This is a genomic window from Nitrogeniibacter mangrovi (assembly GCF_010983895.1).
GTDB lineage: Bacteria > Pseudomonadota > Gammaproteobacteria > Burkholderiales > Rhodocyclaceae > Nitrogeniibacter > Nitrogeniibacter mangrovi.
Window position 1 is genome coordinate 2,364,100 of the sequence record NZ_CP048836.1, and the last position, 17,479, is coordinate 2,381,578.

Here is a 17,479-nt window from a genome sequence, read left to right on the forward strand (position 1 = left end):
CTCAGATGTCGGCCAGCGCCTTGATGTGGGCCACCACCGAGCGCGCCAGCGAGGACAGCGAGTAGCCGCCCTCAAGCAGGGAGACGATGCGCTTGTCGGCGGACTCTTCGGCCACCACCCGCAGCTGCTCGGTAACCCAGATGTAGTCGGATTCGACCAGCCCGAGCGAACCCATGTCGTCTTCGTAATGGGCATCGAAGCCGGCCGAGATCAGGATCAGCTGTGGCTCGTGGGCGCGCAGTGCCGGCAGCCACATGTCGGTGACGATCTGGCGGAACGCGTCGCCGCGGGTCCCCGCCGGCACCGGCACGTTGCACATGTGCGCCGGCGGATTGTCGGCACCGCTGTACGGGTAGAACGGGTGCTGGAAGATGCTGACCATCTGCACCCGCGGGTCGTCGCGGAAGATGTCCTCGGTGCCGTTGCCGTGATGCACGTCGAAGTCGACGATGGACACCCGTTCGAGCCCGTGATGGGCGAGCGCATGGTGCGCGGCCACGGCCACGTTGTTGAAGAAGCAGAAACCCATCGCATGGCTGCGTTCGGCATGATGCCCGGGCGGACGGATGGCGCAGAAGGCGTTTTCCACCTCGCCCCCCATCACCAGGTCGACACCCAGGATGCCGGCGCCGGCGGAACGCACCGCGGCCTTCATCGTGCCCGGTCCGACCGCGGTATCGGGATCGAGGTGACGGATGCCATGTTCCGGCACGTCGCTGAGCAGTTGCTCGACATACTCACGTGGATGCGCCCGCGCCAGCTGCTCGACGCTCGCCTGCGGCGCATCATGGAAGCTGAGGAACAAATCCAGCCCCGCCGCGATCAACCGGTCGTTGATCGCCGAGAGCCGGTCGGGGCACTCCGGGTGGTGCGCGCCCATATCGTGCAGCCAGCAGTCCTTGTGAGTGATGAACGCCGTGAGTGACATAGCCCCCCTTCCCTTGACCCGTTTCAATCGTTCCTCGATGTCCGCCGGGTAGGCTTCGAACCCGCCGGAACGCACGGGGCGTCAAGTCCGCGCCCCTTTTTTCCGTTCCATTATCCACGCAACCCCTGAAATTCCCAACCGGCAACCATGAACGCGACACAGGCACATCGACTTCTCGAACAGGCAGGCACGATTCTCCTCGGCAAGGCCGATCAACTGAGGCTGGCCGTGTGCTGCATGCTCGCCCGCGGCCACCTGCTGATCGAGGACGTCCCCGGCGTGGGCAAGACCACCCTGGCGCATGTGCTCGCCCGACTGCCCGGGCTGGCGTTCCAGCGCATCCAGTTCACCAGCGATCTGCTGCCGGCGGACATCCTCGGCGTGTCCATCTACGACCGCGAGACCCACGCCTTTCACTTCCATCGCGGCCCGGTCTTTGCGCAGCTCATCCTCGCCGACGAGATCAACCGCGCCACGCCAAAGACCCAAAGCGCCCTGCTCGAAGCGATGGAGGAAGGCCAGGTCACTGCGGACGGCCAGACCCTGGCCCTGCCCTCACCCTTCTTCGTCATCGCCACCCAGAATCCCAGCTCCCAGGTCGGCACCTTCCCGCTGCCCGAAAGCCAGCTCGACCGCTTCCTGATGCGCATCGAACTGGGCTACCCCGACGCGGCCGCCGAACGCGACCTGCTGCTCGGCCAGAACCCGCGCGACCTGCTGGCGCAGTTGCCACAGGTCATTGGCCCCGATGAACTGCTGCAAATGCAGGCGGCCTGCGCCGCGGTTCACGTCGCCGAACCGCTGGCGGCCTATGTCCAGGCGCTGCTGGCGTACACCCGCCACGACCCGAAGATCCCGATCGGGCTGAGCCCGCGCGCCGGCCTTGGCCTGATCGCCGCAGCCCGCGCCTGGGCCTGGCTGAACGGGCGCGAGCATGTCGAACCCGAAGACGTCCAGCGCGTCTTTCCTGCCGTGGCCAGCCACCGCCTCGGTCTGGGTCAGGACGTCAGCCGCGGCGAATCCGCCGCCCGCGACCTGCTGGCCGCTGTGCCGGTCAGCTGATGGCGGCACGCTTCGCCCTGCGCCGGCCTGCCTGGCTGTCCCGGCAACTCGACCGCCGGTTGTTCCGCATCCGGCCCGCCGAGCCGTATCCGGTCCGGCTCGGGCAGCGGCGCATTTTCGTGCTGCCCACGCGTGCCGGCATCGGCTTCGGCATCACCCTGCTGGCGATGCTGCTCGCCTCGATCAACTACACCCTCAGCCTGGGCTTCGCCCTCACCTTCCTGCTCGCCGGGCTCGGCATGGCGAGCATGTTCCACGCCTTCCGCAATCTGCTCCATCTGGAGATCCGCGCCGGGCACAACGCGCCCGCACACGCAGGGGAGGACGCGCACTTCGAAGTCGTGCTCCGGGATGCCACCAACCGGACACGCCCGGCGCTGACCCTGCGCTGCGGGACGGACGAGGCGACCGTCGACATCCCCGCCAACGGCACCTGCTGTTCGCGCCTGCGTGTGCCGGCGCGGCACCGCGGCTGGTTGCCGATCGGGCGACTGCGCATCGAGACGACCTATCCGCTCGGCCTGATCCGCGCCTGGAGCGTCCTCACGCCCGCGCAACGCACCCTGGTCTATCCCGCGCTGGATACCGCGCCACCGCCCCCTGCTGGCAGCGGTGAGGAGCACGGCAGCGCCGCCGCGCCGCCGCCTGGCGAAGAGGACTTCGGCGGCCTGCGCGAGCACCAACCGGCCGACTCGCCACGCCGCATCGCCTGGAAGGCCGTCGCCCGCACCGACACCCTGCTGTCCAAGGATTTCACCGGCACCGAGGGCGCCACCCTCAGCTTCGACTGGCACGCCTTGCCCCCCCGGCTCGACACCGAGACGCGCCTGCGCTGGCTCACCCGCTGGGTGGTCGACGCCGCCCATGCCGGACAGCGCTACCGGTTGATCCTGCCGGAGCGCACCTTTGGACCGGATCACAGCGCCGCCCATCGCGACCGCTGCCTTGAAGCGCTCGCATTGTTCGGCAGCGACCCGTCCGCATGACGCGCGCGATCACCCCGATTCCCTGCGCGACGCAACACTGGATGCTGGCCAGCGCGGCCATCACGATCGCGCCGCATCTGTTCCACGTGCCCCCATGGCTGGGCGCCCTCGCCGCCATGCTGCTGCTCTGGCACGCGGTGCGGCTGCATCGGCGCCTGACCCCGCCGGGCCGCCCGATCCTGATCGTCCTCACGATGCTCGCCGTCGCCGCCATCCTCGTTCACTTCGGCACCCTGCTGGGCAAGGGGCCCGGGGTCGCTCTGCTGATCGTGCTGCTCAACCTCAAGCTCCTGGAAAGTCGCGAACCGCGCGACGTGCACGTTTTCGTGCTGCTGAGCTTCTTTTTGCAGTTGAGCCTGTTTCTCGACACCGAGTCGGCGCTCACGGCCCTGGGTGCGCTGGCCGGCGCCCTGTGCGCCACCGCGACCCTGGCGAGCCGGCAGCGGGCCGGATCCGCGCGCGCGCAGCTACGCCTCGCCGCCCTTTTGCTGCTGCAGGCGATCCCCTTCATGGTGGTGTTCTTCGTCCTCTTCCCGCGCATCCCCGGCCCCCTGTGGGGACTCCCCAAGGATGCCTACAGCGGGCTGACCGGCCTGTCGGACAGCATGGCGCCGGGCAGCATCAGCCAGCTGAGCCAGTCAGCCGAGATCGCCTTCCGCGCCGCCTTCGACGGTGCGCCCCCGCCGCCGGCACAACGCTACTGGCGCGGCCCGGTGCTGAGCGACTTCGATGGCCGCCGGTGGACGGACTCGCGCCCGGCCACCCAGGCAACACCGGACTACCGGATCACCGGGCCGGTCTTCCACTACACCATGACCCTCGAGCCCCACAATCGCCCCTGGCTGCTCACCATGGACTTTGCCGGCCCCGGCATCCCGAACGCACGCTATACCCGGGACAACCAGGTGGTCCGGCGCGATCCGGTCAACCATCGATTGCGATTCGACGCCACGGCCTACCCGGAAGCGATCACCGGCCTGGACGCCTCGGAGCACCGTCTCGCCCGCGCCCTGCGCCTGCCGCCGGGCAGCAATCCGCGCACCGTGGCGCTGGGACAGGCCCTCGCCCGTCAGGCGCGTACCCCGGCAGCCATCGTCGCGGCCGCCATCGACTGGATGCGCCAGGATCGGCTGGCCTATACGCTGCAACCGCCACCGCTGGGCGTGCACACGGCGGACGAGTTCCTGTTCGAGACCCGACGCGGGTTCTGCGAGCACTTCGCCGGCAGCTTCGCCATCCTCATGCGCGCGGCGGGCGTGCCGACCCGTGTCGTCACCGGCTACCAGGGTGGCGAACTGAACCCCTACGACGGCACCCTGGTCGTCCGCCAGTCCGACGCCCACGCCTGGACCGAAGTCTGGCTACCCGGCCGCGGATGGGTCCGCGTGGACCCCACTGCCGCGAGCGCGCCCACCCGCATCGACGGCGGCCTGGCCGCGGCGCTGCCGGACGGCGAGCCGGTGCCATTCATGGTCGGCACCGATCTGGACTGGCTGCGCAACCTGCGCGACCGCTGGGAATTCCTGAACAACGCGTGGAATCAGTGGGTGCTCGGCTACGATCAGGCGCGGCAGCGCGACCTGCTGTCGCGCCTCGGGCTGCGCCGAAACGACTGGACCGAGCTGGCCACGGCCCTGTTCGGCATCACCGCCATGCTGTTCGGCGCCCTGCTGTGGTGGTCCCATCGCCAGGCGCGCACGAACGATCCGCTGCTGCGCCAGTGGCAGCGACTCGAGGCCCGCCTCGCCCGCGCCGGTCTGGCCCGGTTGCCCTCCGAAGGGCCGGCCGACTATGCTATGAGAGTCGCCCGGGCGGCCCCCGAGCACGGTCCCGAGATCCGGGACATCGCCCGCCTCTACGCCGAACTGCGCTATGGGCGCACCCCCCGCCGGGGGCGCCTGCAGACACTCACCGAAAAGATCAACCGATTCACCATTCGACGCCCATGAACCGCCTGCTGCCCCACTGTTTCGCCCTCGTGGCACTGTGCCTGTCCGCCATCCCGACCGCCATGGCCGGCACCTCCTACGCGGACCATCCCGAAGCCCTCGCCTTTGCCCGCCAGATGGAGGCCGACCACGGCCTGCCCGCGGCGGAGGTCCTCAAGACCCTGTCGCAGATTGCCCCGAACAGCCGGGTCATCGACCTGGTCACACCGGCCAAGACCCGCAGCCAGCGCTCCTGGACGCGTTACCGCGACCGCTTCATCGAACCGACCCGGATTCGCGCGGGCGTCGACTTCTGGCACGCCAACGCCGATACGCTGGCGCGCGCCAGCGCCCGCTTCGGCGTGCCCGAACAGGTCATCGTCGCCATCATCGGGGTGGAGACCATCTATGGGCGCAACACCGGCCACTTCACCACCGCCGAAGCGCTGGCCACCCTGGCCTTCGACTACCCCCCCGGGCGCCGCTGTTCCGCCGCGAGCTGGAGAACCTGCTGCTGCTCGCCCGCGAGCAGGGCCGCGACCCCCTCGCCTACGAGGGCTCCTACGCCGGCGCCCTCGGCTACCCGCAGTTCCTGCCCAGCAGCATCCGCACCTACGCGGTGGATTTCGACGGCGACGGTGTCATCGATCTGGAGCGTTCAAGCGCGGACGCCATCGGCAGCGTCGCCAACTATCTGGCGGATCACGGCTGGCAGCGGGACGCCCCGGTGGCCATTCGCGCCCATGTGGAATCGCCGGCCGAAGCCGCCCCGCTCATCGCGGCCGGCATCGAGCCGACCCTGAGCGAAGCGGATTTCGCAAGCCACGAGGTGCTTCCCCTGGGCCCCTTGCCGGCCGGCGCCCATGCGGCGCTCGTCGATCTGGAAAGCCCGGGGGCCGACACGGAGTACTGGCTGGGCCTGCGCAACTTCTATGTGATCACGCGCTACAACCGCAGCAGTTTCTATGCGATGGCGGTATTTGGCCTTTCGGAGGCGCTGCGTCTGGCGCATACGGAGACGACCGTCGGTGCGGTCAGCCTGAAACCCTGAAGGAGACGCCCGGGGGCAATCGCGCCGCCCACCGGCGGCGCGAAGACGCTCAGAGCAGCGCGTCCTTGTGCATGCCGCGACGCTTGAGGATGCGCCGCAGCTGACCGAGCGCCTCGAGCTGGATCTGGCGCACGCGCTCGCGGGTGAGGCCGAGCTGGCCGGCGAGCTCTTCGAGCGTGTAGACCTCCACCTCGTCGATCCCGTAGCGATGGCGGACCACCATGCGCTGCTTGTCGTTGAGCATGTCGATCCATTCGCGGATCAGACCCTCGACCTCGCTGCTGTGGATCTGCGCCTCAGGCATGTCGGCGTGGTCGTCGCGCAGCGATTCACCGATCGACAGGCTCGGGTCGATGTCCAGCGGCGCATCGAGGGACGCGGTGTGCTCGTTGAGCGCGAGCATGGCGCGCACGGTCTCCTCCGGCTTGCCCGTCTCCCGCGCGACTTCCTCGATGAGCCGGTCTTTCTTGCCCTCGGCTTCCACCTTGCGGCAGGCGCGCAGCACCTGGTTGAGTTCCTTGACCACATGAACCGGCAACCGAATGGTGCGTGACTGGTTCATGATCGCGCGCTCGATGTTCTGCCGGATCCACCAGGTCGCATAGGTGGAGAAGCGAAAGCCCCGCTCCGGGTCGAACTTGTCGAGCGCATGCATGAGCCCGAGGTTGCCCTCCTCGACCAGATCGAGGAGCGGAATGCCGCGATTGAGGTAGTGCTTGGCGATGTTGACGACCAGGCGCAGATTGCGCTCGATCATGATCTGGCGGGCGTCGAAATCGCCCTTGCGCACCCGCCGGGCCAGCGCCGCCTCTTCCTCGGCGGTCAGCAGCGGGTTGGCACCGATGTCGTTCAGATACAGCTGGGTGACGTCGCTGAGGAATTCACTCTCGAACGACTTGGCCGGCGTCTCGACGAACGCCTCCACCTCGGGCGGAAGATCCGGCGATTGATCGTCTACATCGTCGTTCAAAGCCGGATCGTACATCGCGTCGTCCTCTTAGCGGTTGGGTAGGAACTTCAGCGGATCAACCGGTTTGCCGCGGCGGCGAATTTCGAAGTGCAGTTTCGGGCGGTCCGCGTCCGTGCTGCCCAGCTCGGCGATCTTCTGACCTTTGGTCACCGCCTGGCCCTCTTTGACGAGCAGGGTTCTGTTGTGGGCATAGGCGCTGAGAAAATCAGCGTCGTGTTTGATGATGACGAGTTTTCCATAGCCACGCAAGCCGGCGCCGGCATAGACCACGCGCCCGCCCGCAGACGCCCGCACGTCATCGCCCGGCTTGCCGGCAATGTCGATGCCCTTGGTCTTGCCCTCGGTGAAACCACTGAGCACCTTGCCATCGGTCGGCCAGATCCACGCCGCCGACAGATCGACCTTGGGCGCAGGGGTCGACTCCGGTGCGGCTGGCGCCGGCTTGGCCTCCGGCTCGGGGGTCTTGTTGGCGGCCGCCCAGGCCGGGTCGGAATAGGGTTCGACCTTGGCCAGCGGCCCCTGCTTGAGCGGCGGTGCAGCGCCGGTTTCGGGGGTTTTCGCGCCCGCCGGCACCGGCGCTGGTGCCGGCGCCGAACCGGCCGTCGGGGTCGACGCGATGCTCGGCCCGCCGGTGGTGATCGGCGAGACGGTCACACCGCTGACCGGCGCCCCCGGCGGCGGCGAGACCTTGATGGTCTGCCCGACGGCCAGCTGATCGGGGTCGGTCATGTCGTTCCACTCGGCCACCTCCTGCCAGGTATGGCCGAATTTCTGTGCGATGCGGTTGAGCGTATCGCCCGGCTCGACGACATAGTACTTGGGCGACGGTGCGGCCACCTGGGCCCCGGCCCCGGTGACCGCCGGTGGGGTCTCGGGTTCGAGCGTCCGGTCGCTGACCGGCGCGTTCATGGTGGTCGTACACGCCCCGAGACTCAGCGCCATCAGCGCCACGCTGCTGAACTTGCGTATTCCTTTCATTGTCATTCCGTCCCCGCCAGCAACGGCACGAAGCGCACCGCATCCAGTCGGGTTTCCCTGAACGAATTTCCCTGACGTTCTACCAGAATCAGCGCCTGCTGGCGCCCACCTACCGGCACCAGTGCGCGGCCACCCGGCGCCAGCTGCGCCTTGAGGGCCTGGGGCACACCTTCCGGCGCGGCCGCCGCGGCGATGATGGTGTCGAAGGGCGCTGCCTCGGGCAGGCCCACCATGCCATCGGCGTGTTTCAGTCTCACATTGGGCAGGCGCAACTGGCGAAGGTTCTCGCGCGCCCGATCCAGCAGGGCCCGGATGCGCTCGACGGCATAGACGTCGGAGCACAGATGCGACAGCACCGCAGCCTGATAGCCGCATCCGGCGCCCACCTCGAGCGTACGCCCCATCTCGCGCCCCTCGCGCAGGATCTCGCACATGCGCGCGACGATGAAGGGCTGGGAGATGGTCTGCTGGAAACCCAGCGGCAGCGCCGTGTCTTCATAGGCCCGCGAGGCAAGCGCCTCTTCCACGAACAGATGACGCGGGACCTGATTGAGCGCGGCCAGCACCTTTTCGTCGCGGATGCCGTGCTGGCGCAAACGTTCGACCATGCGCGCCCGCGCACGCACCGCCAGGGCCGACACCGCCGTCGGACTGCGCATACCGCTCATGCCAGCCACTCCGAGACCGCGCCCAACTGGCCGTTGTGGGTCAGATCGATCTGCAGGGGCGTGATCGAGACGTAGCCGGCATCGATGGCGTGAAAGTCCGTCCCCTCGCCCGCGTCCTGCGCCGCACCGGCCGGTCCGATCCAGTACACGGTCTCCTTGCGCGGCGACAGGGTCCGGATCACCGGCTCGGCCTTGTGACGACGCCCGAGCCGGGTAACGCGCATGCCGCGCAGCTGCTCGTAGCCCCCCTCGGGGACATTCACATTGAGCAGCACCGGGGCATTGAACGGGCGACGCTTGAAGCGCTCCGCCAGCTCCTGCGCTACGCGTGCGGCGGCACGGAAGTCGTCGGCGCTGTGACTGACCAGGGAGATCGCCATCGCCGGCACACCGAGCAGATAGCCTTCGGTGGCGGCGGCCACGGTGCCGGAATAGATCGTGTCGTCGCCCATGTTGGCGCCGTGATTGATGCCGGAGACCACCATGTCGGGCAGTTCATCGAGCATGCCGGTCACGGCCAGATGGACGCAGTCGGACGGCGTGCCGTTCACATGATAGAAACCGTTGCCCGCACGGCGCAGGGACAAGGGACGATCCAGGGTCAGGGAATTGCTTGCGCCGGAGCGGTCGCGCTCCGGCGCCACGACGGTTACCTCGCCCACTTCGCTCATGGCCTGGGCGAGCGCCTCGATGCCGGGGGCGAAATAGCCGTCGTCATTGCTGATCAGGATGCGCACGATCGCCGCGTCTCACTCTTGGAATACTGAACCGGGCCGCAGCGCCGGACGGCCCTGCAGGACAGCGCTGGAGTTTAGCACAGCGCCCCCTCGCGTCATGGATCGCGGCGCACGTGACACCACCGCACCAATGCTGCGGGCACAACCCCGTTCGTGGCCCGCTCAGCGCCCCCGGGCGCCGCGTACGATGGCGGTGATGATGTCCACGTCGGCATCGCGGCGATCGGGCGTGACACCTGTCTGCACGGGGCGTTCTGCCACCTCGCGATCGCGCCGGGCACGCGTTTGAGCCACCTGCACCGGGCGCTTGGCACGCACCGCGGCACTGACTGGCGCTGTCGGTTCGGGCTGAGCAAGCGGCGCGGGCGGCTTCATCCCGACCGCCTCCCCATCCGGCTCCCGGATCAGGGCCGCCTGGAGGGTGACTGCCGCCTCCGCAACGGGGCGGGCGGGCGACACATCGGCGCCCGCTAACGGCGGCGGCGTACGTGGCAAAGCCGCGGGCGCCGCCGCGTGGTCTGCTCGGGACGGCGCCTCGTCGACACCCACGCGCATCTGCTCGCCCAACGTCGCCCAGAGCGCGCCACCGACCGCCAGGACGGACCCCACGACCACAAAGGGGACGAATCCCCGACGCGATCGCCTGGGCGTGCCCGCCATTGGGGTGTCACCCAGAATGCTGACGGTTTTCATCTCCCCGGACGCCGCATCCGTCGCCGCCACGAGGGAGGGCGCGCGATGCTGCCCCATGCCGGTGTTCTTCATATTTTTTCAACAACCATGACAATTAAAAATTCATTTGTCTTAAGATACCCTCTTTTTCAATAACCCATCAGCATTTTCGGTATCGGCAGAAAGCGGCCGACACCATTGCCCCGAACGTGATCGTAATCGCCGTCGCCTGTTATTTCCTGTTGTTTGCCTTGCTGGTCTCGCTGGTCGCCTTCGCGCCGGCCCGTTCCGCCGCCGTCCGTTTCGGCACCCGTGCCGCTCATGGACTCGGGCTCGCGAGCCGGCGACTGTCGGGCCGCTTGGTCACGCATCCGGCCCGAGAGGTGGCGATGTGGCTTGCCCGTGCGGCGCACCAGGCGCGGGTGCATCGTGGTCGGCTGCTGCTGATCGGGGCGGTGCTGTGCACGCCCTCGCTGGCAGTGCTCGCGCTTCACGCGCGCCCGGTGTTCGACTTCGCCGACAGCACCATGGCACCGGACCGTCACATTACCGCCTTGCTTGCCGGCGAGCGCCTCGCGGCGCCACCGCCGCTGGCCCCCGAGATCTTCACCACACGGGAAGTGGAGCTCGTCCGCCCCGCGACGGCCTGGGCCAGTCGCGACTGGGCTCTGCTTGACGACGGATTCCGGCAGCGCCTGCTCACCGTATTCAAACTCATGCGCGAGCGCTACGGCTACGAGATGGTGTTGCTCGAAGGCTATCGCAGCCCCGAACGGCAGGCGGTCCTGGCCGCCCTCGGCCCCCACGTCACCCGCGCCACCCCCGGCATGAGCTATCACCAGTACGGCCTGGCGGCCGACAGTGCCTTCCTGCGCGACGGACGACTCGTGATCAGCGCACAGGATCCGTGGACCAAGCGCGGCTACGAGCTGTATGGCGCTCTGGCCGCAACGGCCGGCCTCACCTGGGGCGGCCAGTGGCGCATGCGCGACCTGGGTCACGTGGAGCTGCGCCGCCCGGGCGTTCTCGCCCGTACCCGTGCCGACGCCCTGGCCGATACCGACTGATTCCGATTCGCCCTCATCCGACACACATCATGACGCGACCCTTCATCCTGCTCGGCGACAAGACCTCCCACGGCGGTGTCGTCATCAGCGCCTCCCCGACCAGCGACTGCGACGGCAAGGGCATCGCCCGCGTCGGCGATCAGGTCACCTGCCCGAAGAAGGGCCACGGCCGCGTCACGGTCATCGCCACCGGCGATCCGACTGCGCTGGTGGACGGCAAACCGGCCGCCCGCCATGGGGACAAGACGGCCTGCGGCGCCACGCTCATCGCCAGCCAGTCGCTGACCACCGACTGAGGCGGCCCCGCTCCCAAGATGCTGATGCGAATCGCACGCGTACTGGCCCTGCTGGTGATCACCACGGTCGTGGTGTGGGCCCTCGTCCTGGGCTGGTGGCAGGCTGGTGGACACACGCCGAGCGCCTCCGAGAGCCTGCTCTACCTGGTGGCACTCCCGCTCGCGCTCGTCGGCGGCTTCATGCTCCTCAACGGTTTCATCTCCGGCCTCAAGCAGCCGCCCGCCCCCGCAGTCGCCGCGCCCGCCGCGACGACCGCCCCGGAGGCCCGCACTGCAGCGGCCGAGCGACGCTCCCAGTTGGCGGTCATCGCCGGCAGCGTCCTGTGTGCGGCGGGCGCGCAGCCCGATGCGATCCTGGCCGCGATGGCCGACGGACGGACGCCGGGCCCCGACGAGCACCTCCGGGATGCCGACGGCTTCCCGGTCTTCGCCGCGCGCGTCCCCACGATCGCCACCGAAGCCATTGTCGAAGCAATGGCCTCTCATGCCGACGTGAGCCACTGGCCCCCGAGCCTGTTGCGCCAGCTCGCCCTCCTCGAGCCGGTGCTGGACGCGTTGCACACGCCTCTGGCCGAACGACTCGAGGCCGCGGACGGAGCACATCTCGCGCTTCGGCTCCACTGGCTGCCCGACCGGATGCCGGCACCGGAGATCGACGCCACCCTGCGCGATTGGCTGCGGCACGGCATTCTGGCGGATCTCGCGCCGGATCGATGGCAGCTCCATGTGCACGGCACCGGCGATGACGCTGTCGCATGGCGCCTGATCGACGACCTCCATGGGACGCTGAATGGCGCGGCCGCGCCGACGCTGGCGGTGGTTCTGGCCACCGCATCCCACCTGAGCGAAGCCGATATCGCCCGCTGGCAGCAGGAGGGCCTGCTGTTTACCGCCGCCCATCAACAAGGGCGCATCCCCGGCGAAGCCGCGGCCGGGCTGATACTCGCCGGCACCACCCACGCCGGCACGAAGGGTGTCCACCTGAGCCGGATCAACCAGGATGTGCGGGACAAATCCGCCGACGCGGGCGGACGCATCAGTGGCGCGCTGAGCGCCCGCCTGTGCGACGAACTGCTGACCCTCGCCGACTGTGAGGCCGCCCGTGTGGCGGCACTGGTCACCGACGCCGACCACCGCGCCAGTCGTCAGGCCGAGGCCATCGGCCTCATCGACGAGCGTTTCGAAGCGCTCGAGCCCGCCGAACACTACATCGCACTCTCGTCCGTCGCCGGCAGCGCCGCACCGGCAACAGCCCTGGCCGCGCTGGTCTGCGCCGCCCACATGGCCGAGACCACGGACGGCCCGGTCCTGGCCCTGAGCGTCCAGCATCCGACCCAACGTGCCGCGGCCTTGCTGCAGCCAGGCGCACCCGCCCCTTCCACCTCCTGATCCCGACCCACCGAATGTCACGTCTTCGATCCCTGCTTCTCGATTCACGTACGCTATCGTTTCTCGGTATCGCCGCGCTGATCGGCTTTTTCTTTCTCGGCGCCTCGACGCTGAAGCTCGCGCTCACTTGGGCCGCGATCGCCTCGGTGGTGATCCTGCTGATCTGGCTGGCGGTCTGGCTGTGGCGCCGTCGCAAGGCGCGCAAGGCCGCCGCGGAGCTGGACCAGATGCTCGACGAGCAGGCCGAGCAGGCCGCGCGTGCAGCACCGGACGATGGCACTCGCGCCGAAATCGAAACCCTGCGCGAACGCATGCGCGAAGCGGTCAGGACCATCAAGACCTCCAAGCTGGGCCAGCTGTCGGGTAACGCCGCGCTCTACGAGCTGCCCTGGTACATCGTCATCGGCAACCCGGCCGCCGGCAAGAGCACCGCGGTGGTCAACTCCGGACTCCGGTTTCCGTTCGCCGACGGCGCCAGCAACGTCATCCACGGCATCGGCGGTACGCGCAACTGCGACTGGTTCTTCACCTCCGAGGGCATCCTGCTCGATACCGCCGGACGCTACTCGGTGCATGAGGAGGATCGTGGCGAATGGCTGGGTTTTCTCGACCTGCTCAAGCGCCATCGCCGCATGGCCCCGATCAACGGCATCATCGTCGCCGTCAGCATTGCGGAGCTGGTGGGCAACCGCCCCGAGTTCGCGGTCGAGCTGGCCAAGAACCTGCGCCAGCGCGTCCAGGAGCTGACCGAACGCCTGGAAGTGTTCGCCCCGGTCTATGTAATGTTCACCAAGGCTGACCTGATCACCGGTTTCAATGACTTCTTCCAGGACGTGGACTGGAACGAACGCGATCGGGTATGGGGCGCAACCCTGCCCTATCAGACGGACGAACCCAACGACGCCATCGCCCGGTTCGACCGCCATTTCGACGCGCTGTACGACGGCCTGCGCGAGATGAGCGTGGCGCAGATGTCGCTCGCACGCGGCAACACCATGCCTCCCGGGCTGCTCGCATTCCCGCTCGAATTCGCGGCGATCAAGCCGGCGCTGCGCGGCTTTCTCGCCACCCTGTTCGAAGACAACCCGTTTCAGTACAAACCGGTATTCCGTGGCTTCTACTTCACCTCGGCGGTCCAGGACGGAGAATCGAAGAGCGCCTCGACCCAGCGCGTCGAGGAACGCTTCGGTCTCGTCGGCGACGGCCCGGCACCGACCCGGATCACCTCGAGCAACGGCTTCTTCCTCAAGGATCTGTTCTCGCGGGTCGTGTTTGCCGATCGCAACCTCGTGCGCCAGCACGCCTCGCGGCGCAAGACCCGCCTGCGGCATGCCGGCTTCGCGGCCGCGCTCGTGCTGCTCGGGCTGGCGCTGGCCGGCTGGAGCTGGTCCTTCGTCTCCAACCAGTCCCTCGTGGCCAACGTGCGCGCCGATCTGGACAAGGCGGTCCGGCTGCAGGCCGACCGCATCGACCTGCAGTCCCGCCTGGAGGCACTGGACATCCTGCAGGACCGGATCACCCAGCTCGAAGGCTTCGAAACGGACCATCCCCTGTCCCTCGGACTCGGCCTGTTCCAGGGCGACGCCCTCCTGACCAAGCTTAAGGCCGAATACTTCGCCGGTGTGCGCAGCATCATGCTCACCCCCGTGGTCGACAACCTCGAAGCCTTCCTGCGCGAGGTCAATGCCCACGCCGATGCGCTGCAACCGGTCAATCAGACCCCCGCCACCACCGGCACGCGCAAACGCACCTACGAGCGCGCCTCGGCGACCAATGTCGAGGACGCCTACAACGCGCTCAAGACCTATCTCATGCTCTCGAGCCGCTCCCATGTCGAAGCGGGGCATCTGTCGGACCAGCTGACCCGTTTCTGGCGCGGCTGGCTCGAGAGCAATCGCGGCACCATGAGCCGCGAACAGATGATCCGCAGCGCCGAGCGGATTCTGTCCTTCCATCTGTCGCAAGCCAACGATCCCCAGTGGCCGCTGGTGGAGATCAACCCGGCCCTGGTCGACCAGACGCGGGAAAATCTGCGCCGCGTCGTTCAGGGCATGCCTGCCGTCGAGCGGGTCTATGCCGACATCAAGGCCCGCGCCGCCACCCGGTTCTCTCCGGTCACCGTCGCCAGCGTGCTCGACGAACGCGACACCCGGCTGGTCACCGGCGCACGCGCCATCTCCGGCGCCTTCACCGAAGCGGCGTGGAAGAGCTACGTGCGCGACGCCATCAAGGAGGCCGCCACCAACGAATTGCAAAGCACCGACTGGGTGCTCAACACCTCTGTGCAGGACGACCTGACCCTGCAGGGCAGCCCGGAACAGATCCAGAAGACCCTGACCGCCATGTACAAGAAGGACTATGCGGCCGAATGGCAGGCCTTCGCGGCCGGCATCAGCGTCACCGGCTTTGACGCCTTCGACGCCGCGGTCGCCGGCATGAACCGCCTCGGCGATCCTCAGGACTCCCCCTTGCAACGGATTCTCAAGACCCTGTACGCCCAGACCGCCTGGGACAACCCGGCCGCGGTCAACCGGGGCCTGGCCAAAGCGCAGACCGGCTTCGTCGACTGGTTCAAGCGCTCGATCCTGCGCATGCAGCCCAGCCGCGTCCAGGTGGACCTGAACGTCTCCAGCGACAAGGCCGCGGTGGCCATGGGCCCCATTGGCGAGCGCTTCTCCGGCGTCGGCCGCATCGTGGCCGAGCGCGACGGCGCCGAGCCCTTGGTGACAGTCTATCTGAAGCAACTGTCCAAGCTGCGCACCCGCCTCAACCAGCTCAAGAACCAGGGCGACCCCGGCCCCGGCGCCATCGCACTCATGCGCCAGACACTCGAGGGCAATGGCTCCGAACTGGCCGACACCCTGCGCTTCGTGGATGAACAGATGCTGGCGGGCGTCCCCGACACCCAGCGCAAGATCCTGCGCCCGCTGCTGGTGCGTCCACTCCTGCAGACCTACGCCGCGATCATCCGCCCCGCCGAACGCGAGCTGAACAAGACCTGGCTGGCGCAGGTGTTCGATCCGTATCAACACAAACTGGCCATCAAATACCCCTTCGCCCCGAACGCCGAGATCGAAGCATCACCGACGGAAATCGCCCAGATCTTCGGCCCCGAGGGCGCCATCGCCAAGTTCGTCGAACAGACCATGGGCCCGGTGGTGGTCCGACGCGGCAATACCATCGTGGCGCGTACCTGGGGCGACCTGGGCATCACCATCACCCCGGAATTCATGCGTGGGGTCGCGCGCTGGGTCGCGCCCCTCGACGGCGGGGCCGCAGGCGGCACCGGCGCCCCCCAGACCGTGTTCCAGCTCATGCCGCATCCCGCCCCGGGGACGACCGAATTCATGGTCGAGATCGACGGGCAGCAGCTGCGCTACCGCAACACCGCGGCCCAATGGGCCAACTTCGTCTGGCCCAACGCGCAGGGCACACCCGGTGCGCGCATCGTCGCCACCACCTTCGACGGCCGCTCGGTGGAAGTGGTGAATTTCCCCGGCCGCTACGGCCTGGAGAAACTCATCAATTCGGCACGACGGCAGCGCAAGCCGGAGGGCACCTTCCAGCTCGCCTGGGAGAAGGCGGGCGTCACCGTCAAGGTCGATCTGCGCATCATCAGCAGCGCGCAGGCCCAGGCCGCCAGCCAGGACAACCCGCGCGAACGCATCGACACGCTCGCCCTGCCCCGCACCGTGGCCGGCACTCCTGCAGCCCCCGGTCCGGTTGCCCAGGCCCAGCCGGGAGCCACGCCATGATGGCCGCCACCTCAGCCCAGGTCGGCGCGGTCGTGTATTTCGGCAAAGTGCCCTCACGCGGAGACTTCATCAAGGGCGCCGGCCACACCCAGCTCATCGCCACCCTGGATCGCTGGCTGTCCAGCACCATGGAATCGCTGGCCACGGATCCGCACTGGAAGCGCACCTACGACGCGGCTTCGCCCCTGCACTTCGCCTTCGTGGGCCCGCGCAGCCGCAACGCCGTCATCGGCCATCTGAGCCCGAGCCACGATGCCTCCCATCGACGGTTCCCGTTTCTCGCTGCGGCAAGCATCGAGGCCGCCGAGGGGGTTCTGTTCCGGCACGCGCCGGCGCATTTTTCCCAGTTGTGGGGGCGCTTCAAGCGCATCAGCGAACAGACCCTGCGCACCGACCAGGTCATGCCGGTGCTCACTACCCTCCAGACGCTCGATTGCCAGGGTGAAATCGCCGCGGCCGCTCAGGGCGATCCGCTGGGCATCTTCCTGCGCACCCACACCCTGGCGCATCTCGAACGCCTGCTTGGCGACGAGAGCCGCCCGGCCGACATCCGCCGGATCTTCATCGCACTGGGTATCCTGCTCAGCCCGCTGGCCGGAAGCGCCCGGGTCCACATCGAGAAGGGCCTGAGTCTGCCCCTGCCGGCGGACCCGATGTACCGCGACCTCACCGCCGCCCTGTGGATGTCCCTCGTGGCCGGGTTTCTCGCCCGCAGCCCGGTCGAGGTCCAGGTGCTCGTGGGAGCCCACGAAGGCCGGCACCGCCTGGTGCTCGGCTTCAACGGCGCCACCGCCGCGCCCTTGCTCAGCCTGTTGGCGCCCAACACCATGAACGAACACAACATCGCGCTGGACGACCCCGACTGGATCGAGACGCACCCCGAGCTGAGCAACCACTACGGCATCGCCAAACTCTCCAGCTGCCTGTGCCGCGCGGACACGGCGCTGAGCTCCGCCGTCACCATGTTCAACGAAGTCTTTCTGGGAGAATGA

General features: G+C 68.2%; 15 protein-coding genes and 1 pseudogene. 9 read left to right on the forward strand and 7 right to left on the reverse strand.

Translation table 11 applies throughout. The features are described 5' to 3' along the window. Position 1: 1 nt before the first annotated feature. Positions 2 to 928 carry a histone deacetylase family protein gene (locus G3580_RS10885; protein WP_173765429.1) on the reverse strand — a complete coding sequence of 309 codons (927 nt, stop codon included), beginning with the start codon at positions 926 to 928 and terminating at the stop codon, positions 2 to 4. Between the two features lie 147 nt (positions 929 to 1,075). Between G3580_RS10885 and G3580_RS10890 the strand changes: the two genes are divergently transcribed. The 4 genes and pseudogenes from G3580_RS10890 (at position 1,076) to mltB (ending at position 5,955) form a co-directional block, all read left to right on the forward strand. Then, positions 1,076 to 1,990 carry an AAA family ATPase gene (locus G3580_RS10890; RefSeq protein ID WP_173765430.1) on the forward strand — a complete coding sequence of 305 codons (915 nt, stop codon included), beginning with the start codon at positions 1,076 to 1,078 and terminating at the stop codon, positions 1,988 to 1,990. Beyond that, positions 1,990 to 2,976, forward strand: a complete 987-nt coding sequence (locus G3580_RS10895; protein WP_173765432.1) for a DUF58 domain-containing protein — start codon at positions 1,990 to 1,992, stop codon at positions 2,974 to 2,976. The genes G3580_RS10890 and G3580_RS10895 overlap by 1 nt, the downstream gene beginning before the upstream one ends. After that, positions 2,973 to 4,925, forward strand: coding sequence for a transglutaminase TgpA family protein (locus tag G3580_RS10900; RefSeq protein WP_173765434.1), 1,953 nt, complete (start codon positions 2,973 to 2,975; stop codon positions 4,923 to 4,925). The genes G3580_RS10895 and G3580_RS10900 overlap by 4 nt, the downstream gene beginning before the upstream one ends. A 116-nt stretch (positions 4,926 to 5,041) precedes the next feature. Next, positions 5,042 to 5,955, forward strand: a pseudogene (gene mltB, locus G3580_RS10905) (lytic murein transglycosylase B). Between the two features lie 49 nt (positions 5,956 to 6,004). Here the strand turns inward: mltB and rpoS are convergent. From rpoS to G3580_RS10935, 6 genes are all read right to left on the reverse strand, one after another. Further along, positions 6,005 to 6,940, reverse strand: coding sequence for an RNA polymerase sigma factor RpoS (gene rpoS / locus G3580_RS10910; protein WP_173765436.1), 936 nt, complete (start codon positions 6,938 to 6,940; stop codon positions 6,005 to 6,007). 12 nt (positions 6,941 to 6,952) lie between these two features. Further along, a complete protein-coding gene (locus G3580_RS10915; protein ID WP_173765438.1) occupies positions 6,953 to 7,903 on the reverse strand; it encodes a peptidoglycan DD-metalloendopeptidase family protein in 951 nt (316 codons plus the stop codon). A 2-nt stretch (positions 7,904 to 7,905) separates the two neighbouring features. Beyond that, complete coding sequence (locus tag G3580_RS10920) at positions 7,906 to 8,562, reverse strand: protein-L-isoaspartate(D-aspartate) O-methyltransferase (RefSeq protein WP_173768772.1); 657 nt, start codon at positions 8,560 to 8,562, stop codon at positions 7,906 to 7,908. A gap of 5 nt (positions 8,563 to 8,567) precedes the next feature. Then, a complete protein-coding gene (gene surE / locus G3580_RS10925) occupies positions 8,568 to 9,308 on the reverse strand; it encodes a 5'/3'-nucleotidase SurE (protein WP_173765440.1) in 741 nt (246 codons plus the stop codon). A 162-nt stretch (positions 9,309 to 9,470) separates the two neighbouring features. Beyond that, a complete protein-coding gene (locus G3580_RS10930; protein ID WP_173765441.1) occupies positions 9,471 to 10,073 on the reverse strand; it encodes a hypothetical protein in 603 nt (200 codons plus the stop codon). A gap of 56 nt (positions 10,074 to 10,129) precedes the next feature. Continuing rightward, positions 10,130 to 10,303, reverse strand: a complete 174-nt coding sequence (locus G3580_RS10935) for a hypothetical protein (RefSeq protein WP_173765443.1) — start codon at positions 10,301 to 10,303, stop codon at positions 10,130 to 10,132. A gap of 66 nt (positions 10,304 to 10,369) precedes the next feature. Between G3580_RS10935 and G3580_RS10940 the strand changes: the two genes are divergently transcribed. The 5 genes from G3580_RS10940 to tagF are packed head-to-tail and all read left to right on the forward strand — an operon-like array spanning position 10,370 to position 17,479. Then, positions 10,370 to 11,047: a M15 family metallopeptidase gene (locus G3580_RS10940; RefSeq protein ID WP_173765445.1), complete on the forward strand. Its 678-nt coding sequence runs from the start codon at positions 10,370 to 10,372 to the stop codon at positions 11,045 to 11,047. Positions 11,048 to 11,076: 29 nt separating this feature from the next. Continuing rightward, positions 11,077 to 11,343, forward strand: coding sequence for a PAAR domain-containing protein (locus G3580_RS10945; protein ID WP_173765447.1), 267 nt, complete (start codon positions 11,077 to 11,079; stop codon positions 11,341 to 11,343). 18 nt (positions 11,344 to 11,361) lie between these two features. Beyond that, positions 11,362 to 12,732 carry a cytochrome b family protein gene (locus G3580_RS10950; protein WP_217424466.1) on the forward strand — a complete coding sequence of 457 codons (1,371 nt, stop codon included), beginning with the start codon at positions 11,362 to 11,364 and terminating at the stop codon, positions 12,730 to 12,732. A gap of 14 nt (positions 12,733 to 12,746) precedes the next feature. After that, on the forward strand, positions 12,747 to 16,487 hold the full coding sequence (gene tssM / locus G3580_RS10955; protein WP_173765451.1) for a type VI secretion system membrane subunit TssM: 3,741 nt from the start codon (positions 12,747 to 12,749) through the stop codon (positions 16,485 to 16,487). Continuing rightward, a complete protein-coding gene (tagF, locus tag G3580_RS10960; RefSeq protein ID WP_173765453.1) occupies positions 16,484 to 17,479 on the forward strand; it encodes a type VI secretion system-associated protein TagF in 996 nt (331 codons plus the stop codon). The genes tssM and tagF overlap by 4 nt, the downstream gene beginning before the upstream one ends.

Bases quoted from the DNA above. Each gene is read 5' to 3' on its own strand.
- G3580_RS10885 (WP_173765429.1), bottom strand. From the start codon at position 928: ATGTCACTCACGGCGTTCATCACTCACAAGGACTGCTGGCTGCACGAT.
- G3580_RS10890 (WP_173765430.1), top strand. From the start codon at position 1,076: ATGAACGCGACACAGGCACATCGACTTCTCGAACAGGCAGGCACGATT.
- G3580_RS10895 (WP_173765432.1), top strand. From the start codon at position 1,990: ATGGCGGCACGCTTCGCCCTGCGCCGGCCTGCCTGGCTGTCCCGGCAA.
- G3580_RS10900 (WP_173765434.1), top strand. From the start codon at position 2,973: ATGACGCGCGCGATCACCCCGATTCCCTGCGCGACGCAACACTGGATG.
- rpoS (WP_173765436.1), bottom strand. From the start codon at position 6,940: ATGTACGATCCGGCTTTGAACGACGATGTAGACGATCAATCGCCGGAT.
- G3580_RS10915 (WP_173765438.1), bottom strand. From the start codon at position 7,903: ATGAAAGGAATACGCAAGTTCAGCAGCGTGGCGCTGATGGCGCTGAGT.
- G3580_RS10920 (WP_173768772.1), bottom strand. From the start codon at position 8,562: ATGCGCAGTCCGACGGCGGTGTCGGCCCTGGCGGTGCGTGCGCGGGCG.
- G3580_RS10930 (WP_173765441.1), bottom strand. From the start codon at position 10,073: ATGAAGAACACCGGCATGGGGCAGCATCGCGCGCCCTCCCTCGTGGCG.
- G3580_RS10935 (WP_173765443.1), bottom strand. From the start codon at position 10,303: ATGAGCGGCACGGGTGCCGAAACGGACGGCGGCGGAACGGGCCGGCGC.
- G3580_RS10940 (WP_173765445.1), top strand. From the start codon at position 10,370: ATGTGGCTTGCCCGTGCGGCGCACCAGGCGCGGGTGCATCGTGGTCGG.
- G3580_RS10945 (WP_173765447.1), top strand. From the start codon at position 11,077: ATGACGCGACCCTTCATCCTGCTCGGCGACAAGACCTCCCACGGCGGT.
- G3580_RS10950 (WP_217424466.1), top strand. From the start codon at position 11,362: ATGCTGATGCGAATCGCACGCGTACTGGCCCTGCTGGTGATCACCACG.
- tssM (WP_173765451.1), top strand. From the start codon at position 12,747: ATGTCACGTCTTCGATCCCTGCTTCTCGATTCACGTACGCTATCGTTT.
- tagF (WP_173765453.1), top strand. From the start codon at position 16,484: ATGATGGCCGCCACCTCAGCCCAGGTCGGCGCGGTCGTGTATTTCGGC.